Source organism: Melioribacteraceae bacterium 4301-Me (assembly GCA_041538185.1).
GTDB lineage: Bacteria > Bacteroidota > Ignavibacteria > Ignavibacteriales > Melioribacteraceae > Pyranulibacter > Pyranulibacter aquaticus.
On the sequence record JBGORM010000003.1, the window covers coordinates 340,659 to 359,936 of the forward strand.

The 19,278-nt window shown below is 32.5% G+C and carries 17 protein-coding genes; all 17 read left to right on the forward strand.

What is annotated here, in order from left to right:
* The first annotated feature begins 8 nt into the window (after positions 1-8).
* The 17 genes from ABRY23_07585 to mrdA all read left to right on the forward strand — a co-directional run bounded on the left by ABRY23_07585 (position 9) and on the right by mrdA (position 19,267).
* Entirely contained in the window at positions 9-1,376 is a 1,368-nt protein-coding gene (locus ABRY23_07585) for an FAD/NAD(P)-binding oxidoreductase (protein MFA3782906.1), read from the forward strand.
* A complete protein-coding gene (gene upp, locus ABRY23_07590) occupies positions 1,366-1,998 on the forward strand; it encodes a uracil phosphoribosyltransferase (protein ID MFA3782907.1) in 633 nt (210 codons plus the stop codon). Before ABRY23_07585 ends, upp begins: the two co-directional genes overlap by 11 nt.
* A gap of 88 nt (positions 1,999-2,086) precedes the next feature.
* Positions 2,087-4,267 (forward strand): bifunctional (p)ppGpp synthetase/guanosine-3',5'-bis(diphosphate) 3'-pyrophosphohydrolase, encoded by a 2,181-nt coding sequence (locus ABRY23_07595; protein ID MFA3782908.1) that lies wholly within the window; start codon positions 2,087-2,089, stop codon positions 4,265-4,267.
* Between the two features lie 20 nt (positions 4,268-4,287).
* A complete protein-coding gene (ruvX, locus tag ABRY23_07600; protein ID MFA3782909.1) occupies positions 4,288-4,725 on the forward strand; it encodes a Holliday junction resolvase RuvX in 438 nt (145 codons plus the stop codon).
* Between the two features lie 68 nt (positions 4,726-4,793).
* The gene (gene eutM, locus ABRY23_07605) at positions 4,794-5,078 is read left to right on the forward strand and encodes an ethanolamine utilization microcompartment protein EutM (GenBank protein ID MFA3782910.1); all 285 of its coding nucleotides are present in this window, start codon (positions 4,794-4,796) and stop codon (positions 5,076-5,078) included.
* Between the two features lie 10 nt (positions 5,079-5,088).
* Complete coding sequence (locus tag ABRY23_07610) at positions 5,089-5,763, forward strand: BMC domain-containing protein (protein ID MFA3782911.1); 675 nt, start codon at positions 5,089-5,091, stop codon at positions 5,761-5,763.
* Positions 5,764-5,821: 58 nt separating this feature from the next.
* Complete coding sequence (locus ABRY23_07615; protein ID MFA3782912.1) at positions 5,822-6,733, forward strand: YbbR-like domain-containing protein; 912 nt, start codon at positions 5,822-5,824, stop codon at positions 6,731-6,733.
* 3 nt (positions 6,734-6,736) lie between these two features.
* Positions 6,737-7,354, forward strand: coding sequence for a dTMP kinase (gene tmk, locus ABRY23_07620; GenBank protein MFA3782913.1), 618 nt, complete (start codon positions 6,737-6,739; stop codon positions 7,352-7,354).
* Positions 7,341-8,999: a S41 family peptidase gene (locus ABRY23_07625; protein ID MFA3782914.1), complete on the forward strand. Its 1,659-nt coding sequence runs from the start codon at positions 7,341-7,343 to the stop codon at positions 8,997-8,999. The genes tmk and ABRY23_07625 overlap by 14 nt, the downstream gene beginning before the upstream one ends.
* A gap of 560 nt (positions 9,000-9,559) precedes the next feature.
* Positions 9,560-11,188, forward strand: a complete 1,629-nt coding sequence (locus tag ABRY23_07630) for a CTP synthase (protein ID MFA3782915.1) — start codon at positions 9,560-9,562, stop codon at positions 11,186-11,188.
* Positions 11,185-12,687: a tetratricopeptide repeat protein gene (locus ABRY23_07635; GenBank protein MFA3782916.1), complete on the forward strand. Its 1,503-nt coding sequence runs from the start codon at positions 11,185-11,187 to the stop codon at positions 12,685-12,687. Before ABRY23_07630 ends, ABRY23_07635 begins: the two co-directional genes overlap by 4 nt.
* 239 nt (positions 12,688-12,926) lie before the next feature.
* Positions 12,927-13,535, forward strand: coding sequence for a phosphoribosylglycinamide formyltransferase (locus ABRY23_07640; GenBank protein ID MFA3782917.1), 609 nt, complete (start codon positions 12,927-12,929; stop codon positions 13,533-13,535).
* A 14-nt stretch (positions 13,536-13,549) separates the two neighbouring features.
* Positions 13,550-15,067: a bifunctional phosphoribosylaminoimidazolecarboxamide formyltransferase/IMP cyclohydrolase gene (gene purH / locus ABRY23_07645; GenBank protein MFA3782918.1), complete on the forward strand. Its 1,518-nt coding sequence runs from the start codon at positions 13,550-13,552 to the stop codon at positions 15,065-15,067.
* Between the two features lie 42 nt (positions 15,068-15,109).
* A complete protein-coding gene (locus ABRY23_07650; GenBank protein ID MFA3782919.1) occupies positions 15,110-16,135 on the forward strand; it encodes a rod shape-determining protein in 1,026 nt (341 codons plus the stop codon).
* The gene (gene mreC / locus ABRY23_07655) at positions 16,135-16,962 is read left to right on the forward strand and encodes a rod shape-determining protein MreC (GenBank protein ID MFA3782920.1); all 828 of its coding nucleotides are present in this window, start codon (positions 16,135-16,137) and stop codon (positions 16,960-16,962) included. Before ABRY23_07650 ends, mreC begins: the two co-directional genes overlap by 1 nt.
* Entirely contained in the window at positions 16,962-17,450 is a 489-nt protein-coding gene (gene mreD, locus ABRY23_07660; GenBank protein ID MFA3782921.1) for a rod shape-determining protein MreD, read from the forward strand. Before mreC ends, mreD begins: the two co-directional genes overlap by 1 nt.
* A complete protein-coding gene (gene mrdA, locus ABRY23_07665) occupies positions 17,447-19,267 on the forward strand; it encodes a penicillin-binding protein 2 (protein MFA3782922.1) in 1,821 nt (606 codons plus the stop codon). The genes mreD and mrdA overlap by 4 nt, the downstream gene beginning before the upstream one ends.
* Positions 19,268-19,278: the final 11 nt, after the last annotated feature.

Genomic DNA, 19,278 nt, shown 5'->3' on the forward strand with positions numbered 1-19,278 from the left:
GCTGAATTATGTATAAAAAATCTAGTAAAAAAATTATTATTGTAGGCGGCAATGCTGCAGGTCCAAGTGCTGCTGCAAAAGCAAAACGTGTGGATCCTTCTGCAGAAGTGATTTTAATTGAGGCTGGCGAATTTATTTCTACTGGTACGTGCGAACTGCCATACGTTCTCTCTGGTGAAATTAAAGATTATAAGAATATTGTTTTTTTTGATCCTGAGTCTTTCCAAAAAGAAAAAAATGTAAAGGTCTATAACTTCCATTTTGTTGAAAAAATTGATACTAAGAAGAAAAAAATTTTTGTAAGGAACTTAAAATCAAATTTCTTGACTGAATTTGAGTATGATGCTCTTATTCTTGCTACTGGGTCCAAAGCAAAATCTTATCCACCTTTATTAAATAATTTTAAAAATGTTTTTAGCTTAAAATCAGTACAAGACTATTTAAAGATAAAACACTATTTGACTGACAACACAGTAAAAAATGTTTTAGTTATTGGCGCAGGTTATATTGGCATCGAATCAGCAGAAGCATTTGTAAAACTTGGTTATAATGTAATAATAGTTGAAAAAGAAGATTTGCCTTTTCCAGGTATTGAAATTGAAACACGTCATCTTATACTGGAAAAATTAAAACAAAACAATGTTGAATTTTATGGCAAAGTAGACAATGCAAAATTTATTACTGAAAATAATAAAGTGGTAGGTGTAAACATTTTGGGTAATATTTTAGAGATTGACCTAGTATTGGTAGCAATTGGTTTTGTCCCAAATGTTGATTTAGCCGTTAGTAGTTCATTAAAATTGGGTAATTATGGCGGCATAAGAACTGACAATAAATTAAGAACAAGCGACTCTTCAATATTTGCAGCTGGGGATAATATCGAAGTACTTAATGCTATAACAAAGCAATACGATTACATACCTTTAGCTACAATTGCTCACGAGTATGGACACATTGCTGGAGAAAATGCAGCAGGTGGTAATTTAAAAGCAGAGCCAGTAATCAAAAATATTGCGGTAAAAATTTTTGATAATATTTTAGTTTCAGTTGGATTAAGTACTAAAGAATTAGAGAGAACGAAGTTTAATTATACTGTTGTTATTGCAGTTGCTCAAAATTTAGTAAAAGTGATGCCTGAAAGCAGTAAAGTGTTTGGCAAGATAATTTACGATAAGTTTAGTCATCAAGTTTTAGGAGCAAATTTCTTTGGTGGCAAAGAAGTAATAGGCTTTGGTGATATGATTTCATCATTTATTTTAAATAAAAACAAAATAGAGACTTTGGCGAATATAAATTATAATTATACACCGCCTGCCTCACCTTTTATAAACATCTTATCCATATTAGGGAGAAAAGTAACTCAAAATGCATTTTAAAAATTTAACTATAGTTGATAACCCATTTATTAAAAGGGACTTAACAATTTTACGTAATAAAAATACTCAGCCTAATGAGTTTAGATTAGCACTAAAAAGAATCAGCTTTTCTTTAGCAATTGCTGTCAGTCAGAATTTAGAATTTGCAGAAATTAAAGTAGAAACGCCTTTAGAAATTACAACTGGTTACAAATTAAAAAATGAAGTTATTTTGGTGCCCGTGCTTCGTGCAGGGTTGAGTTTAGTTGAACCATTTTTAGAAATGATTCCTGACGCTAATGTTGGACACATAGGCTTACAAAGGGATGAAAAAACACTTAAACCAGTTGATTATTACTATAAAACCCCAAAATTTTCTGATAAATCACTAACCATACTTCTTGACCCAATGCTTGCTACTGGTGGAAGTGCTTCAGCTGCTTTTAATTTCCTAAAGGAAAGAGGAGCTAAAAAATGTATGCTGGTTAATTTAATTGCTGCTCCAGAGGGTGTCCTAAAATTGCAAAATGAACATCCTGATATACCTATCTATACCGCATCTTTAGATAGGCAATTAAACAAGAATGGCTACATATTGCCTGGTTTAGGAGATGCTGGAGATAGAACTTTTGGTACTATTTAGAACCTTTACAAGACTGGTATTGTTAAATAGTCAAAATTTCATTATAGTTAGGTATTAATAAGAGAATGATTTTTTGAAGAGTTAAGTAATGGATACATCGACCGCTATAAGTGTTCGGCATGAAAGAATGCTTGAAGATTTGTTAGAAGCGTGCAAATCAAACCTCCCCTCTGTTAATGAAAATCTTATACGTAAAGCATTCCAATTTAGTTATGAAACTCACAAAAATGATTTTCGTGCTTCTGGCGAACCATATTTTTATCACCCTTACGAAGTGGCTATGATTATAGCCCGTGAAATTCCACTTGATGATATTTCTGTAGCAAGTGGTTTGTTACACGATGTAGTAGAAGATTCGGACACGAGCTTAGATTTTATTTCAAAAGAATTTGGTAAAGAGGTTGCTGAGATTGTTGATGGTGTAACAAAAATTGGTGGGGTTTTTAAAGGTCAAGAAATTACTCAAGCTGAAAACTACAGGAAATTGCTCCTCTCTATGGTTAAGGATGTAAGAGTAATCCTTGTTAAATTTGCAGATAGACTTCATAATATGCGCACTTTAGAATTTGTACATCCTCAAAAACAAAGAAGAATTGCAAAAGAAACTTTAGAGGTTTATGCTCCTTTTGCTCATCGTTTTGGTTTAGGTGCAATTAAGTGGGAGTATGAAGACTTAGCGTTTAAGTATTTAAATAGGGAAGCTTATGAAGATATCGCTAAAAAAATTAAAGATACACGCAAGGAACGCGAAAGCTTTTTAAATAAGTTTACAAAGCCAATTAAAGAAAAGTTAAAAGAACATAAAATTGCGTATGAACTTGTTTCTCGCCCAAAAAACTTATATAGTATCTATCGTAAAATGATTAAACAAAATCGTCCTTTTGAGGATATTTATGACTTGCTGGCAGTAAGAATAATTCTCGAAAAAAATGACCCTAATGAATGTTATTATGTATTAGGTATAATAAACCAATTATATAAACCAATTCCGGATCGTTTTAAGGACTTTATCTCTATTCCAAAGAAAAATAATTATCAGTCAATCCATACTACTGTTATTGGTCCTGAAGGCAAGTTAGTTGAAGTGCAAATAAGAACAAGAAAAATGCATGAGATAGCAGAAAAAGGAGTGGCTGCGCACTGGAAGTATAAAGAAGGATTAGTAACAAATGATAAAGACCTTGAAGAGTGGGTAAATTGGGTAAGAGACATTTTTGAAAATGCTTCTAAAGATGAAGCGACCAAGGAAATTCTTGCAAGCTTTAAGCTAAATCTCTATCAAGATGAAATTTATATCTTTACTCCTAAAGGTGATTTGCGTAGACTGCCGGTTAATTCAACTCCAGTTGACTTTGCATTTGATATTCACTCTAATATAGGCTATACATGTATAGGTGCTAAAGTTAATGGGAAAATTGTTCCACTAGATACTATTTTGCACAGCGGCGACCAAGTTGAAATCATAACTTCAAAAAATCAGCGCCCAAATAAAAGCTGGTTACAGTTTGTAGCAACTCATAAAGCTAAAAGCCTTATAAGAAAATACCTTAATAAAGAAGAGGAAAAACTTGTAGAACTTGGTAAAGAAATTTGGGAAAAGAAATTAAAAAAACTAAAGCTTTCTTTTTCTAATGATGAACTGACAAAGCTTATTAGAAAACTTAAGTACGATAACCACCGGCAATTTTTTATTTCTATAGCACAGGATAAGATTAACTTAGAACAAGTATTAAACCCATCTTATGGATTAGAGGAAAAAGAAGAAGCAAAAATTGAATTTGAAAAATTTGCTAAAATTGCTCGCAGTACTGCAGGCGGTATTATAGTGGAAGGCGACACAAAAGGTTTTGCTTACAGTTATGCAAAATGCTGCAACCCAATTCCTGGCGATCCAATTATTGGTTACGTTACAATAGGAGAGGGGATAAAAATTCATAGAAAAGATTGTATTAACTTAATTAATATGGTTAAAAATGGGGAAAGCAGATTGGTACCTGTTCAATGGCCAAAATCCAATGGAACTTTTTACGTTGCCGGCATCAGTATCCGCGGAGATGATTTGCCAGGTATCCTAAAAGACATATCTAATAGTATTACAACATACCAGAATACAAACATCAAATCTGTTAATATTGTTACCGGTGATTCTATGTTCAAAGGAGCTATCACTGTCTATGTAAGAGATTTAGACCATCTTAATAAATTAATAGAACGATTAAAAAAGATCCGCGGTGTATTTAGTGTTGAAAGATTTGATGCAGACACTTAATAATTTTATATCTTAGATTAATGGAAGAAAAAAGAATACTTGCAATTGATTATGGAGAAGTGAGAATTGGACTAGCAATAACAGATCCTTTGAATTTATTTGCTTATCCTCTTACAACACTACCAAATAACCAGGAAATCTTTAAGGAATTAGATATTATCATAAAAAAAAATAATATTGTAAAAATAGTTCTAGGTAATCCACTAAAAGAAAATGGCAGTGAAGCTAAAATTTCAGCTTTAGTGAAAAAATTTAAAGATAATTTAGAATCAAAGTTTAATTTGAAAGTTGAACTATTAGATGAAAGATATACATCCGAAATAGCCAGGAAAAACATTATTGAATCCGTTACCTCAAAAAAGAAAAGAAGAGATAAAACTTTACTCGATATGAATGCAGCGTATATATTACTTCAAGATTATTTGAAAACAGTAAATAACAATAAAAGTAAAGTTTAGTTTTGATTGACATTTTTACATATATCAACTATTTTCCGTAAGAATTTCATTAAAATTGGGAGCAATATATGACACTTGATGCACTTGGCATGATTGAAACCAAAGGTTTAGTCGGTGCAATCGAAGCAGCCGACGCCATGGTTAAAGCAGCAAAAGTAGAATTGATTGGTAAAGAAACTATTGGCGGCGGTTATGTAACTGTTATGGTTCGTGGTGATGTTGGTGCTGTTAAAGCTGCTACCGATGCAGGCGCAGCAGCAGCTCAAAGGGTAGGCGAACTAGTTTCCGTTCATGTCATCCCTCGTCCTCATTCAGACGTTGAATTAATTCTTCCTAAACGCCCAAAAGCTTAAGTAATTTTTTATGCAACTTGCCTTAGGATTAATAGAGACCAAAGGATTAATAGGAGCAATAGAGGCTGCCGACGCTATGGTGAAGGCAGCCAATGTAAAACTAATTGGCAAAGAAAAAGTTAGAGGTGCTTTAGTAACTGTAAAAGTAATTGGAGAAGTTGCTGCAGTTAAATCGGCTGTCGATGCAGGCGCAGCTGCCGCTCAAAGAGTTGGTCAATTAATTTCTACCCACGTAATCCCTCGCCCTGATGTCCAAATTGATTCTATTGTCTCGAACAGCAATTCAGAAATAACAAAAGAAAATGAAAAGGAAATTAACCCAACTTTAGAAACACTAAATGATAAACAAACCGCTGAACCGCAAGATACTCCTAAAATACTAACTAGAAGAGGAAGACCGAGAAAGAATAAAGTTGAAAGTGATTTTTTCTCTCCTACTTTATCTAAATTAACTTCCGAAATAAAAAAAGAATTAAATAAAGATGACTTAGAAGACAAGGGTAAAGCTCAACCTGAAGATTTTAATGCTAGCCAGACTATCCCCACAGAAGAAGAACTATCGAAATTAAATGTTCATCAACTCAGAAGACTTGCGCGAAACTTTAGTAACTTTCCAATTAAAGGCCGACAAATTTCTATGGCTAATAGAGAAATTTTAATCCAATATTTTAATCAGATTAGATAAATTTTGTAAAGCCTAACCTTTCTTACCCAGCAGTATTTACTTTTTTATATATTTCAGTATGAAGAAAAAAATTATTACTATAATTTTAATTACGTTTTTCTCTATAGGGCTTTGGGCATCAGTATCTTTATCGGGAGAGTATTTTTCTACAATAACGCTTCCAATTAACATTATTGATATACCAGAAAATTACACTTTAGCTAATATTGACCATAAAGAAATAACCCTTTCAGTAAAAGCTCAGGGTTGGGAGTTAACCAAACTATTGCTGAGCCGAACTTTACAATTTGACATTTCTGATAATTCGAAAATTGGAGTGCAGAAGGTTCAGCCTAAAAATTTTGTGAATATTAATTCATGGATTTCATCTACCTTACAAGTTGTGGAGATTACTCCGGACGAAATTGCCTTTAAAATAGAAAAAATTCGCAGCAAGAAAGTAAAAATTGTTCCAAATTTGAGCCTTAAATTTAAACAAGGTTATATACAAACATCCGATATTTCATTGCGCCCAGATTCAATAATTGCTTTAGGAGCAGAAAGTTTAATAAGAAATATTGACAGCGTGAAAACCGAGTATACATTAATACCGGAAATCGAAGAACCAATTACTAAAAAAATTCCCTTAGAAGTAATTGATGGGATAACCTATAGTATTAACAGTACAACAGTAAGTTTCGATGTACAGAAAGTAGCAGACAAAATTTTTGAAAGTATCCCTGTTAATGTAATTAACGTTCCTAGAGGTAAGGAATTACTATTGTTCCCTCCAAAAATTAATATAGTTTTGCGAGGCGGACTTAATGTACTTGGTGAAATGAGTAACGAGGATTTAAAGCCGTATGTTGATTTTTGGACTGCATACAAAGATGAAAGCGGTTCTGTTGAACCTCAGTTGAAAATTCCTAAGTACACAAAATTAATTACTAAAACTCCTCAAAGACTTCAATATATAATAAAACAACTATAACATATGTTTATTAGTTTTGAAGGATTAGATTTTTGCGGTAAGTCAACACAAGTTAAACTCCTTGAAGAATATTTAAGGAAAAAGGGCAATAAAGTAAAAGTCTTTCGCGAACCTGGTGGAACTAATATTTCAGAAAAAATTAGAGAAATTTTGTTGGATAAAAATAATACTGAAATGAGTTTTGAAACAGAATTGCTGCTGTTTGCTGCCAGCAGAGCACAGTTGGTAAAAGAAGCAATTATTCCTTCATTATCAAAAGGTTATTATGTGATATCTGACCGTTTTCATGATTCTTCTGTCGCATATCAAGGCTATGGAAGGGGAATTGACTTGGAATTTATTACAAATTTGCAAAACTTTATAATAAAACCTGCAGTCCCAAATATTACTTTTCTAATTGATATTCCTGTTGAAGAAGTTCTAAAAAGAAAGTCAAAAATTAAACAGATTGATTTAGACCGTATTGAATTATCGGAAAAAATTTTTTACGAGAAAGTAAGACGTGGATATTTCGAATTGTCAAAAAAAGAAAAAAGGTTTATCGTAATCGATGGCCTGAATTCAATAGAAACTATTAATCAACAAATTGTTCGTGAGATTGAAAAGTATGAAACTAAATAAAACAAATTATTTAAAGCTGCTTGCATTATCATTTATTTTATTTATATCAACCGGTTTTTTGAAGAGTGATAATGATATTTACCTTGAAATTAATAAAGCAATTGAAATATACGGTAAAGTGTACAAGGAAGTTACACTAAATTACGTTGACCCCATTGACCCGCATGAATTTATGCTGGCAGGAATAAGAGGAATGCTTCAGTCCCTCGACCCTTACACTAATTTTATTGATGAGTATCAGCAGAAAGATATTGATATGATTACGACTGGCAAGTATGGTGGGATTGGTGCAACGATAGGCTTGAGAGATGATAAAATCACCATTGTTGATTTGATTGAAGGATACTCGGCTCAAAGGCAGGGACTTAGGATTGGTGATATTATTACAAAAATAAATGATGAACCTGTATCTAAGGAAAACTATCAGGATATCTCTGAGTTATTGAAAGGGGATGTTGGCACAACAGTTTCCATTACAGTTCAGCGGGAAGGTGTGCCTAACGAACTGAATTTTAACTTAGTCCGAGAAGAAGTAGAAGTGAAAAATTTAACTTACTATGGGTTTGTACCTGAAAACAGTAATAATGCGTATCTAAAATTGAGTGGATTTACAAGAACTGCGGGCGACGAGGTAAGAAAAGCATTAATTGATTTGAAGTCTAAAAAAGAAATTAAATCACTGATTTTGGATCTAAGAGGTAATCCGGGTGGGCTGCTTGATGCTGCAATTGATGTTGCTGAAAAGTTTTTAAGAAAAGGTCAATTGGTGGTAAGTGTAAAAGGTAGAGACTCTTTAAGCGAAAGACGTTTTTATTCAAATCAAGAGCCAATATTACCAAATGCTAAAATGGTTGTACTTGTTGATGATGGCACTGCATCTGCATCTGAGATAGTTGCAGGTGCTTTGCAGGACCATGACCGAGCTGTAATACTTGGTATTCCTTCATTTGGCAAGGGATTAGTTCAAACAATTGTGCCGCTTTCATATAATACTTCCCTAAAAATCACTAATGGCAAATATTTTACTCCATCTGGAAGAAGTATTCAAAAAATAGATTATACTGCCGGCAATAAAGTAATTTTGGTTAAGGATAATTCATTACAAGAAAAATTTTTTACTGATAACAATAGGTATGTTTTCTCGCATGGTGGTATTGTCCCAGATACTATTGTGCAAAGTATATCAGAAGCAAAGCCTATTCAAAAACTGCTGGCAGAAGGAATGTTTTTTAAATTCGCTACAATGTATTATAACAAAAGTCCGGAACTAGACCTAAAGAAAATTTCTTCAGAAAAATTGTTTAATGATTTTATGAATTATTTATCCGAACAAAAATTCAAATATACTTCTCAGCAAGCAGACTTAATAAGTAATCTTAAAAAGTTAGCCATGCAGGATAACTACCCCTCAGAAATTATTGAACAAATAAATTCCCTTCAGAATTTAATTCAGCAGTATGATAATAACGAATTAAAAAATTACAAGAATGATATAATTGCAGAATGTAAAGAAGAACTTGCAGGAAGAATAAACGGACGAATTGGCAGAATAATAGAGTCTCTTAATTACGATAAACAATTTGATGCAGCATTATCACTATTAAAAAATGAACAGAGGTATAATACTCTGCTTTCGGTAAAGTAATATAATTAGCTTGAATTTGGCAAGCGAAAAATTTCCTTCAAAAACTTTATTTAAGCATTGTCGCCAAATAAGTTTTTATAGCCCTACCCCTATTGTGATCTCGTTTTTATGCGGTTATCTTTTATGTGGCTCTTTCTTAATTGTGAAAAAACATATCTGTCCAATATATTTTTTATTTTGTCCCTAAATGGACTTAATCTATTTCTTTGTTCTTTATCCTAAAAATATTTTGTCCTGACGAGACAATAAAGCTTTGATTATTATGCATAAACCAATGTTATCCCTTTAGGAATTATATAGTTATAGAATAAATAAATATCAAACTGAAGTTAAAAGTCCCGTATGGACGAGATAGGGATTGATTTACAAGACAAGTAGAATAGTCCAAAATCATGAAGTTTTCAAAATTTATTTGGTAATTCATCCCTTCGGGATTTGATTTCAAAATTATTTTGGACAGCACTGGAAAAAAAGTAAAAGTAAAAGTTGTTCATAGATAAGTCGAGTTTTTTTTTTATTTTTTACAAACAATTTTTTCCAATCTTTATGTTAAAATAACGATGCCACTTAAAAAGAAAGTAAAGTATATTTTTATAACTGGAGGTGTTGTATCTTCTTTAGGTAAAGGGATTACAGCTTCTTCAATTGGTCTTTTGCTTAAATTACGTGGTTATAGTGTTACTATCCAAAAGTTTGACCCTTATATAAATGTAGACCCTGGAACAATGAACCCATTTCAGCATGGAGAAGTTTATGTAACGGATGACGGAGCTGAAACTGATTTAGACCTTGGTCACTACGAAAGATTTTTAGATGTTGATATGTCTAAGGCAAATAATACAACAACTGGCCAGATATACAATGAAGTGATTACAAAGGAAAGGAGGGGCGATTACTTAGGAGCTACTGTCCAGGTCATTCCTCATATTACAGACGAAATTAAAAATAGAATGAAGTTCTTGGGTGAAACTGGAAAATATGATATTATAATTACTGAGATTGGCGGTACAGTAGGTGATATTGAAAGTTTGCCATTTATTGAAGCAATGAGACAAATTATGCTTGAAATTGGGAGAAAAAATGCAATAAGTATTCATGTTACTTTAGTCCCATTTATAGCTTCTGCTGGAGAAGTTAAAACAAAACCTACACAACATAGTGTGAAAAATTTATTGGAGTTGGGTATTCAACCTAATATTTTAGTTTGCAGGTCAGAAAAAGAGCTATCACAGGAACTTAGAGATAAAATTGCACTATTTTGTAATGTACGCTCTGAAGCTGTTATATCTGCTTATGACTGTTCGACTATTTATGAAGTGCCTTTGGTTCTATATCAGCAAAATCTAGATAGATTAATTTTAGATAAACTGAAATTACCTGATATTACAATTCATCTCGAACAATGGCAAAGCTTTGTAGAGAAAATTAAAAATCCAACAGGGAAAGTAAGAATAGCGGTTTGCGGTAAGTATATTGAAAATAAGGACGCTTACAAGAGTATTTCTGAAGCATTTGTTCATGCCGGAGGCGAAAATGATGTAAAAGTTGAACCGGTTTTTATCAGCTCTGAAGAAGTTGAAGAAAAAGGGGCAGAAAAATTGTTGAGTGATTTTGATGGTTTATTAATTCCAGGTGGTTTTGGTGAAAGAGGTATAGAAGGGAAAATTCAAGCAATAAAATATGCTAGGGAAAATAATATTCCTTTTTTGGGCATTTGCTTAGGCTTGCAATGTGCTGTAATTGAATTTGCACGAAATGTTTGCGGACTAAAAAAAGCTAACAGTGCAGAATTTGCTAAAGGGAAGTTTAATGTAATTCATATTATGCCAGAACAACTAAAGGTGAAGAATAAAGGCGCAACGATGCGTTTGGGGGCTTATCCTTGTTTAATTAAGAAAAAAACCAAAGCATTCGAAGCATATAAGAAAACAAAAATCTCTGAAAGACATCGTCACCGTTATGAGGTAAATAATAAGTTTCGCGACTTATTAGAAAAAAATGGTATGGTAATAAGTGGTCTTTCGCCTGATGAAAAATTAGTTGAAATGATTGAACTGCCTAATCATCCGTGGTTTGTTGGCTGCCAATTTCATCCTGAATTAAAATCAAGAGCAACTAATGCTCATCCATTATTTAGAGAATTTGTAAAAGCTGCTAATGAATATTCACAGAGGAAAAATAAAAATTGAGGAAAACTTATATTTTCTTTACACTCTTTTGTCTCTCTATAACTTTTCTTAAGGCACAAAATCTAACAATTCAGAACTTAGCTAAAACTGGTTGGGATGCAGCATATAGTTTGAGATTTGCTGATGCTGAAAAATTTTTTAATAAGATTATTGAATACAACAAAGATTTACCTTATGGTTATTATAATATTGCCCGCTTGCATTTTTGGTTGTACTTAGGCTCAAATGACCCGGGAGAATATTTTATTTTTTTGAAATATTCAGAATTAGCAACGCAAAAAATAGAAAAGATGTTGGATAAGGATGATGATAATCCTAAATATAATTACATTTTGGGAAACATAGAACTTTTGCGTGCTATGGTTCATGCAATAAATAATAACGCCTTAGATGCTTTTTGGGAAGCTAAAAATGCAAAAAATAATTTTGATAAAACTCTTCAGTCTGATTCAACTTTTTATGATGCCTACATGGGATTAGGTCTACTTGATTATGCTTTAAGTTACGTACCAAGCATGTTCAAATGGGCTGTTAATTTAACAGGCTTATCTTCAAATAAAGAACGAGGACTTAAGTATTTATTGCTGTCGTATAAAAAAGGCAAGCTTGATAAAACAGAAAACGCTTTTCATTTAGCTAAAATTTATACTGATTACTTAGCCAATTACGATTCCGCCTCCATTTTCTTAAATATTCTTTTAACAAAGTATCCTAATAATGTTTTATTCCTTTATCAAAGTGCTTTAACTAATATTAAAGCAAGGAAGCTTGATAAAGCAGAGAGTTCATTGAACCAAATAATAAAAATTAACAATCCAAAAATCCCGATTATTAATTCTCTCGCCCTTTTTAGAAAAGGGGAAATTTATTTTAGGCGTAATAATTTCAAAATGGCCAAGGAAGAATACCAAAAATTTATTGATGTAACTAAAGAGATGGACTACGTCGGGATTGCAAACCTTAGAATTGCAGTTTGTAATGCAATGATAGATTCTACAATTAATAATGAAAAATATTTTGAAGGAGCTAAAAGCGGAAACCCTGATATTTTTGAAGATGCTTATGCTAAAATAAAAAGCGATAAATTTAAAAATAAGGGATTCTCTGAAGAGTATTTGTACTTAATTACTATGGAAAACAATTTATTCTCAGCTAAGTACAAGTTAGTTTACGATAGCCTTAAAGTACATTATCCTGTTTTAAAAGAAGAAGAAGAGCGTGCAAAAGCGTTAGCTTATATTTCAGAAGCGTGCATTAATTTGGGCAAATTTAACGAGGCAATCTCTTTTATTGCAAGAATTGATTCCTTGAATTATCATCAAGATAAGTGGATTAAACCTTACTCTTTATTCCTTTTGGCAAAGGCAAATTATTCCTTGAACAATAAAAAAAAGGCTGTGCTTTACTTGAATCAAGCTGAAAATAGTAATGAATTTGAATTTAAGGATAGTATTCAGGCTCTAATAAATAATTTGAAGAGGAAAATGAAATTAAGCTGATTGTGATAAGTCTGCTTTTTTAGATACACCATCTTTTATAATGTGAGAAATTAGTCCGTGTGATTTTTTATGTATATTGTATTCTTATGTGTTTAGTTAGATGATGAACTTTGATTCGCAGCTCGGTAGGTTAAAATTTTTCTTGCTGCTATCATAAAAAAGTAACGATAACTTAGAAAAGCATTGTTTTTATTGAAAATTTGACTCTATTTCAATAATTTTTATTGGGAAAATTGTTGATGCTTAATATTGCAGTTTTTGTTTCGGGAAGGGGTTCAAATCTTAAGTCACTTTATAATTCAGTTCCGAAAAATAAAGTAAAAATTGCAGCAGTCGTAAGCAATAAAACGACGTGCACAGCAGTAGAATTTGCTCAACAAAATAAAATCGATGTTTTTTTTGTTAGTGAAAAAATTAAAGAAGGTTTCGTTAGTTATAGACAGTTAGCAGACATTTTAGAGAAATTTAACGTTAAGCTAATTGTTTTAGCGGGTTTTTTGAAAAAAATTCCCGATGAGTTTATAGATAAGTTCGAAAATAAAATTATAAATATTCATCCGGCATTGCTCCCTTCTTTTGGGGGCAAAGGCATGTACGGTATAAATGTTCATAAAGCTGTTTGGGAATCTAAATCAAAAGTTTCTGGTGCTACTGTTCACTTTGTAGATAAAATTTATGACCACGGTAAAATTATATATCAAAAGCAAGTGGATATTTCAAATGTATCTGGGCCTGATGATATTGCTGCAAAAGTATTAAAAATTGAGCACGAAATTTTGCCTTACGTAGTTTTAAAATTTTCAGAAGGCAAAATAAAATTAATTGATGATAAAGTTATTATTGAATAATAAGGACGGACGGATTGAAAAAATATGCTTTGATTAGTGTCTCTGATAAAACAAAAATTATTGATTTGTCAAAGGCGCTGCTGAAAAATAATTATGAAATTTTAGCAACAGGCAAAACAGCACAGCTCCTCTTAGAAAATCAAGTAAAATGCACTGAAATTAGAGATTTTACCTCTTTCCCCGAAATTTTTTCTGGTAGAGTAAAAACACTTCATCCTAAAATATTCGGCGGAATTTTAATGCGGCGTGATAATTCGGAGGATTTAAAACAAGCCGACGAGAACAGTATTTTACCGATAGATATTGTGTGTGTTAACCTTTATCCCTTTCCCAAAATAGTAGAAAAAAATGATATCCCTTTAGAAGAGAAAATTGAAAATATTGATATAGGCGGACCTAGTTTAATTAGAGCAAGTGCAAAAAATTATAAGTTTGTTTCTGTGCTAACTAATCCTAATCAATACGACAGCTTTATCGAAGAGCTTTCTAATGGCCAAATTAGTGAACAAACTAGAAAAAAGTTAGCTGCAGAAGCTTTTTCATATACAGCTTTTTATGATACTCTAATAGCAAATTTTTTCGATAAAGAATTTAATCTTCCTTTTAGACAAATTAGATTGAATTACCCACTTGAGACTGAACTTCGTTACGGGGAAAATCCTCATCAAAAAGCTTATTTGTTCGGTAATTTTAATAATTACTATGAAATTTTACACGGTAAAGAGGTTTCGTATAATAATATTATTGATTTAATTGCTGCTGTTGAATTAGTTTACGATTTAGGTGGAACATCCTGTGCAATAATAAAACATACTAATCCATGTGGAGCAGCAACTTCAGATTCCACTTTTTTAGCATATCAAAATGCATTAAACTGCGACCCAACCTCAGCTTTCGGCGGAATTGTAGCTTTTAATTCCGAAGTTGATGAAACTACAGCATTAAAATTAAATGAAATCTTTTTAGAAATTGTATGTGCACCATCTTATTCAGATGCAGCTTTAGAAATTCTTAAGTCAAAAAAGAATAGAAGAATTGTGAAAATCATAAAGGAACCCGATAAATACGGTCTTATAATAAAAAATATTCCAGGGGGACTGATAGTCCAAGAAAAAGACAGTTCAAGAATTACAACAGAGAAAATGAACTTGGTTACCAAGAGAAGTCTCACTGATACTGAAATTAGAGATCTTATTTTTGCTTGGACAGTTTGTAAGCATACTAAATCTAATGCTATTATTTATGCAAAAGATAGGAAAACCTTAGGGGTTGGTGCTGGACAGATGTCGAGGATTGATTCTGCAAAAATTGCAGCAATGAAAGCGAAAGAATTTGGGCATGATTTAACTGGTGCAGTAGCTGCTTCGGATGCTTTTTTCCCTTTCCCTGATGGGGTGCTTGAAATTGCTGCTAATAAGATTGTAGCTATAATTCAGCCCGGCGGCTCAGTCAGAGATTCAGAGGTTATTAAAGCAGCTGAAGAAAATAATATTTCAATGGTATTAACTGGAATAAGAAATTTTAAACATTGATTTGCTGCTCTAAGTTAAAAACAGAGCAACAATGGAGGTTAAATGGGGATTTTTGATTTTTTCTCAACCGATGTTGCAATAGATCTGGGTACTGCTAATACTTTAATTTATATTAAAGGAAAAGGCATCGTTTTAAATGAGCCGTCAATAGTTGCTTTTGATAGAAATACCAAAAGAATAATTGAGCTTGGCAATAAAGCCAAGGAGATGCAAGGTAGAGAGCATAGAGAAATTAGAGTAACACGACCAATGCGCGACGGTGTGATTGCTGATTTTGAAATTGCAGAAGGAATGATAAGAGCGTTCATTAAAAAAGTAACGCCAAACACTTTTTCAAGTAAGCGAGTTGTCATTGCAGTACCAAGCGGAGTTACAGAAGTAGAAAAAAGAGCTGTAAGAGATGCAGCTGAACATGCTGGAGCCAAAGAAGTACATTTAATTGCAGAACCAATGGCAGCGGCTATTGGTGTTGGCTTGGATGTAGAAGCACCTATCGGTAATATGATTATTGATATCGGTGGCGGTACAACTGAAATAGCAGTTATTGCTTTGGCAGGAATAGTGAATGAAGAATCAATTCGAATTGCAGGCGATGAAATGAACAATGCTATTATGCAATTCTTCAAAAAAAATTATAACCTTCTTATTGGCGAACGTACAGCCGAATCAATTAAATGCGAAGTTGGTTCTGCTGTCCCTCTTAAAGAAGAAGTAACTATACAAGTCAAAGGTAGAGACCTTATTGGCGGCGTTCCTAAAACTTCAGAGGTTAGTTCAGTAGAGATTAGAGATGCTCTTAATGAAAATATTACTCAAATTGTTGAAGCAGTTAAGCAAACTCTTGAGAGAACCCCACCTGAACTTTCAGCTGATATTTTAGATAGAGGGGTCATTTTGTCGGGCGGTGGAGCTTTACTTAAAGGATTAGATGAAAGAATAAGAATGGAGACTAATTTACCAGTACATGTTGCCGATGACCCACTAACTGCTGTTGTAAGAGGTGCAGGGAAAGCATTAGAAAATTTGAATAAATATTCTAAAGTATTTATTCGAAAAAGAACTTATTAATGAAAAATTATTTTACTAAAGTACTTAAGGATTTTAAGGAATATATTACTTTTATTGTCCTTTCTATAATTAGCTTATATATTCTTACAAGCAACCAAAAACTACAAGTTAAGCACATTAAAACATTTGCAGTCGGCAATTTTGCTTTTATTAACTATTTGGTCACCTCAGTAAGAGATTTTTTAAAAAACGATGCGGAATTAGAAAAACTTAAAAAGGAAAATGCTGAGCTTATGCTCCAGGTAAATTTACTTAGGAAATATGGCCTAGAGAATAATGAATTGAGAAACATGCTTTCTTTTAAGGATTCTTCTAGTTTTAAACTTTTACCTGCTTCTGTTATATCAAAAATGGTTTCAAAAGTACAAGGGATTTATATTTTGAATAAAGGTTATTATGATGGGGTTCGTCTTGGTATGCCAGTAATTACCGATAAGGGTTTGGTGGGTATTGTTTCTGAAGTAAGTAATAATTTTTCGTCAATTAAAACATTAGAAAATAGTAATCTCAATATTGCTGTTACAATTCAGAAAAATAATGTGCAGGGTATAATGTCATGGAACGGTAACGAATTGGTAGTTAAAGATATCCCTACTACTTATAATGTTGAAGAAGGTGATAGAGTAGTAACATCCGAGTTTAGCACATTATTCCCACCGTCTATACCAATAGGAATAATTAGTAAAAAGCAATCAAATGTTTTAGGACTTTTGCATAATCTTACGGTAAAACCTTTTGTTGATGTTAAGTCAATAAATAATCTTTTTGTTTTAATGGTTCAGCCAAATAAGCAAATTATAGAATTAGAAGAAAATTTTCATAAGTAATGTATTCGAAATTCATAAAGCCAATACTATATGTTCTTTTTCTTATTATAGTTCAGTTTACTTTAGTTCCTCTAATTTCAATTGAGGGTGTTGTTCCTAATCTGCCTATAATTGCTGTAATTTATTATACGTTACTTTATGGTCAATTATATGGGACTTACTTTGGCTTTTTTTCTGGTTTAATTTTCGATATTGCTTCTGGAGGACTACTGGGTGCCGCAATGTTTACTTTTACTATTTCAGCTTTTTTATCGGGCTACTTCTGTAATGAGAATAAAATTGAGCAAAATACATCTACTTTTATGTTCTCTCTTATTGTTTTCATTGTCTCAATTATTAACTGTTTTATTTATTCGGCAATCTCTACTAAAGTTCAAGCAATTGGTTTCTTGTTTTTATTTTTGTATACTGGTTTGTTGCCTGGTATTTACACTTTAATATTTAGCTTCGCAGTTCCTTTGATAAAACCTAAAGGTAATTTATTGTGAACGATTCATTATTTGGGTCAGCTACAAGAAAAAATATTATCTACTTTGTTATTGTGGGTTTCTGTTTTATATTGATTTTGCAACTCTTTAGTATGCAGATATTAGAGCATCCGGAATATGCTGTAAAATCTGAAGAAAACAGTATTAAGCCGGTATATCAGACAGCACCACGCGGAGTCTTTTATGATAGGAATGGAAATATTTTGGTAGGTAATAAACCTAGTTTTACAATTAGAATTACACCGGCAGATTACAATAATAGATTAGATAAATACATCGAACCTGTAATAGGTGTTAATCCAGGCTTTATTTCTAAACTCTTGAAAGAAAATAGTAGCTATTCTAAATATATTCCTATCAAAATTAAAAAAGATGCAGATTTTAAGATTATAGCTTGGTATGAAGAAAATGCTTCAAATTTACCGGGTGTAGACTATGTAATTGAAACACAAAGAGATTATTCCTTTGGTGTAAGTGGCTCACATATGTTTGGTTATACTAAAGAAATTGGTATAGATTTGCTGCGACAAAAAAAGAAAGAATATGATATGGGGGATAACATAGGTTATAGCGGCTTAGAAAAGACCTATGAAAAATTTTTAAAGGGTATTAAAGGAATTAGATATATCATAGTAAATGCTCAGCAGAAAACTATAGGCAGTTACAACAACGGGATAAACGATAAAAGTGCAATTAAAGGTTATGATTTAATTTTGTCGATAGATAAAAATGCACAAGAGGTTGCTGAAAAAAGTTTTGAAGGGAAACGGGGTGCATTAGTAGCCTTAGACCCAAATAATGGTGAAATATTAGCTTTTGTTAGTTCGCCTCAATTTGACCTATCAGATTTTGCTACAGTAACTTCAACAGAAGTATGGAACCGATTAAATAACGACCCAGATAAACCTCTCTTCAATCGTGCTACTATGTCTATTTATTCACCAGGTTCTACATATAAACTCTTAGCAGCAACTGCAGCATTAGAAGAAGGTATTATAACTCCTGATTACAAAATTACTTGTCAAGGCGGTTTTCAATTCGGTGACAGATTCTTTAAATGCCTGCATGTTCACGGTACTGTAAATGTAATAACTGCAATTGAAAAATCGTGTAATACTTTTTTTTATCAGCTGATATTAAAAATAGGGTTAAAAAAATGGGCTGAATATTCCCATAAGTTTGGATTTGGAATGAAAACAGGGGTTGATATTCCTGAGGAATCAAAAGGACTTGTGCCGGATGAAGAATATTATGATAAAATTTTTGGTAAAGGCAGATTCCCTAAAGGAATTTTAGTAAGTCTCGGCATTGGTCAAGGTGAATTAAGTGTTACTCCTATTCAACTTGCTCAGTATGCTGCTATATTTGCTTCCTACGGAAAAACAGCTAAGCCACATTTTGTTAAGGGACTTATCAAAAGTGTTACTCATGAGTTTATTCCTATTACACCAGAGTATTTTGACGTTGGGGTTAGCAAGAAAACTTTTGACATAGTTCGAGAGGGAATGTATGATGTTGTTAATAGAGCTGGTACTGCCACTAACATAAGACTGCCGAATATTGAAATAGCCGGCAAAACTGGAACCGCACAGAATCCACACGGTAAAGAACATTCAATATTTATTGGATTTGCCCCTTTTAACAATCCAAAAATTGCAATTGCTGTTGTTGTTGAAAATGCTGGATATGGTAGCACTGCCGCTGCTCCAATAGCTAGAGATGTAATTAAAGCATATTTGGAAGGCAATTCTAAAAAAGTAAATGAAAATGAAACTTATCGACAACTATTATCTAATTTAATTATAAATAAAAACTAAATTGGGCCTGA

Bases quoted from the DNA above. Each gene is read 5' to 3' on its own strand.
- tmk (MFA3782913.1), top strand. From the start codon at position 6,737: ATGTTTATTAGTTTTGAAGGATTAGATTTTTGCGGTAAGTCAACACAA.
- mreC (MFA3782920.1), top strand. From the start codon at position 16,135: ATGAAAAATTATTTTACTAAAGTACTTAAGGATTTTAAGGAATATATT.
- ABRY23_07610 (MFA3782911.1), top strand. From the start codon at position 5,089: ATGCAACTTGCCTTAGGATTAATAGAGACCAAAGGATTAATAGGAGCA.
- ruvX (MFA3782909.1), top strand. From the start codon at position 4,288: ATGGAAGAAAAAAGAATACTTGCAATTGATTATGGAGAAGTGAGAATT.
- eutM (MFA3782910.1), top strand. From the start codon at position 4,794: ATGACACTTGATGCACTTGGCATGATTGAAACCAAAGGTTTAGTCGGT.
- ABRY23_07595 (MFA3782908.1), top strand. From the start codon at position 2,087: ATGGATACATCGACCGCTATAAGTGTTCGGCATGAAAGAATGCTTGAA.
- ABRY23_07640 (MFA3782917.1), top strand. From the start codon at position 12,927: ATGCTTAATATTGCAGTTTTTGTTTCGGGAAGGGGTTCAAATCTTAAG.
- ABRY23_07615 (MFA3782912.1), top strand. From the start codon at position 5,822: ATGAAGAAAAAAATTATTACTATAATTTTAATTACGTTTTTCTCTATA.
- ABRY23_07630 (MFA3782915.1), top strand. From the start codon at position 9,560: ATGCCACTTAAAAAGAAAGTAAAGTATATTTTTATAACTGGAGGTGTT.
- ABRY23_07650 (MFA3782919.1), top strand. From the start codon at position 15,110: ATGGGGATTTTTGATTTTTTCTCAACCGATGTTGCAATAGATCTGGGT.
- ABRY23_07585 (MFA3782906.1), top strand. From the start codon at position 9: ATGTATAAAAAATCTAGTAAAAAAATTATTATTGTAGGCGGCAATGCT.
- mreD (MFA3782921.1), top strand. From the start codon at position 16,962: ATGTATTCGAAATTCATAAAGCCAATACTATATGTTCTTTTTCTTATT.
- upp (MFA3782907.1), top strand. From the start codon at position 1,366: ATGCATTTTAAAAATTTAACTATAGTTGATAACCCATTTATTAAAAGG.
- ABRY23_07625 (MFA3782914.1), top strand. From the start codon at position 7,341: ATGAAACTAAATAAAACAAATTATTTAAAGCTGCTTGCATTATCATTT.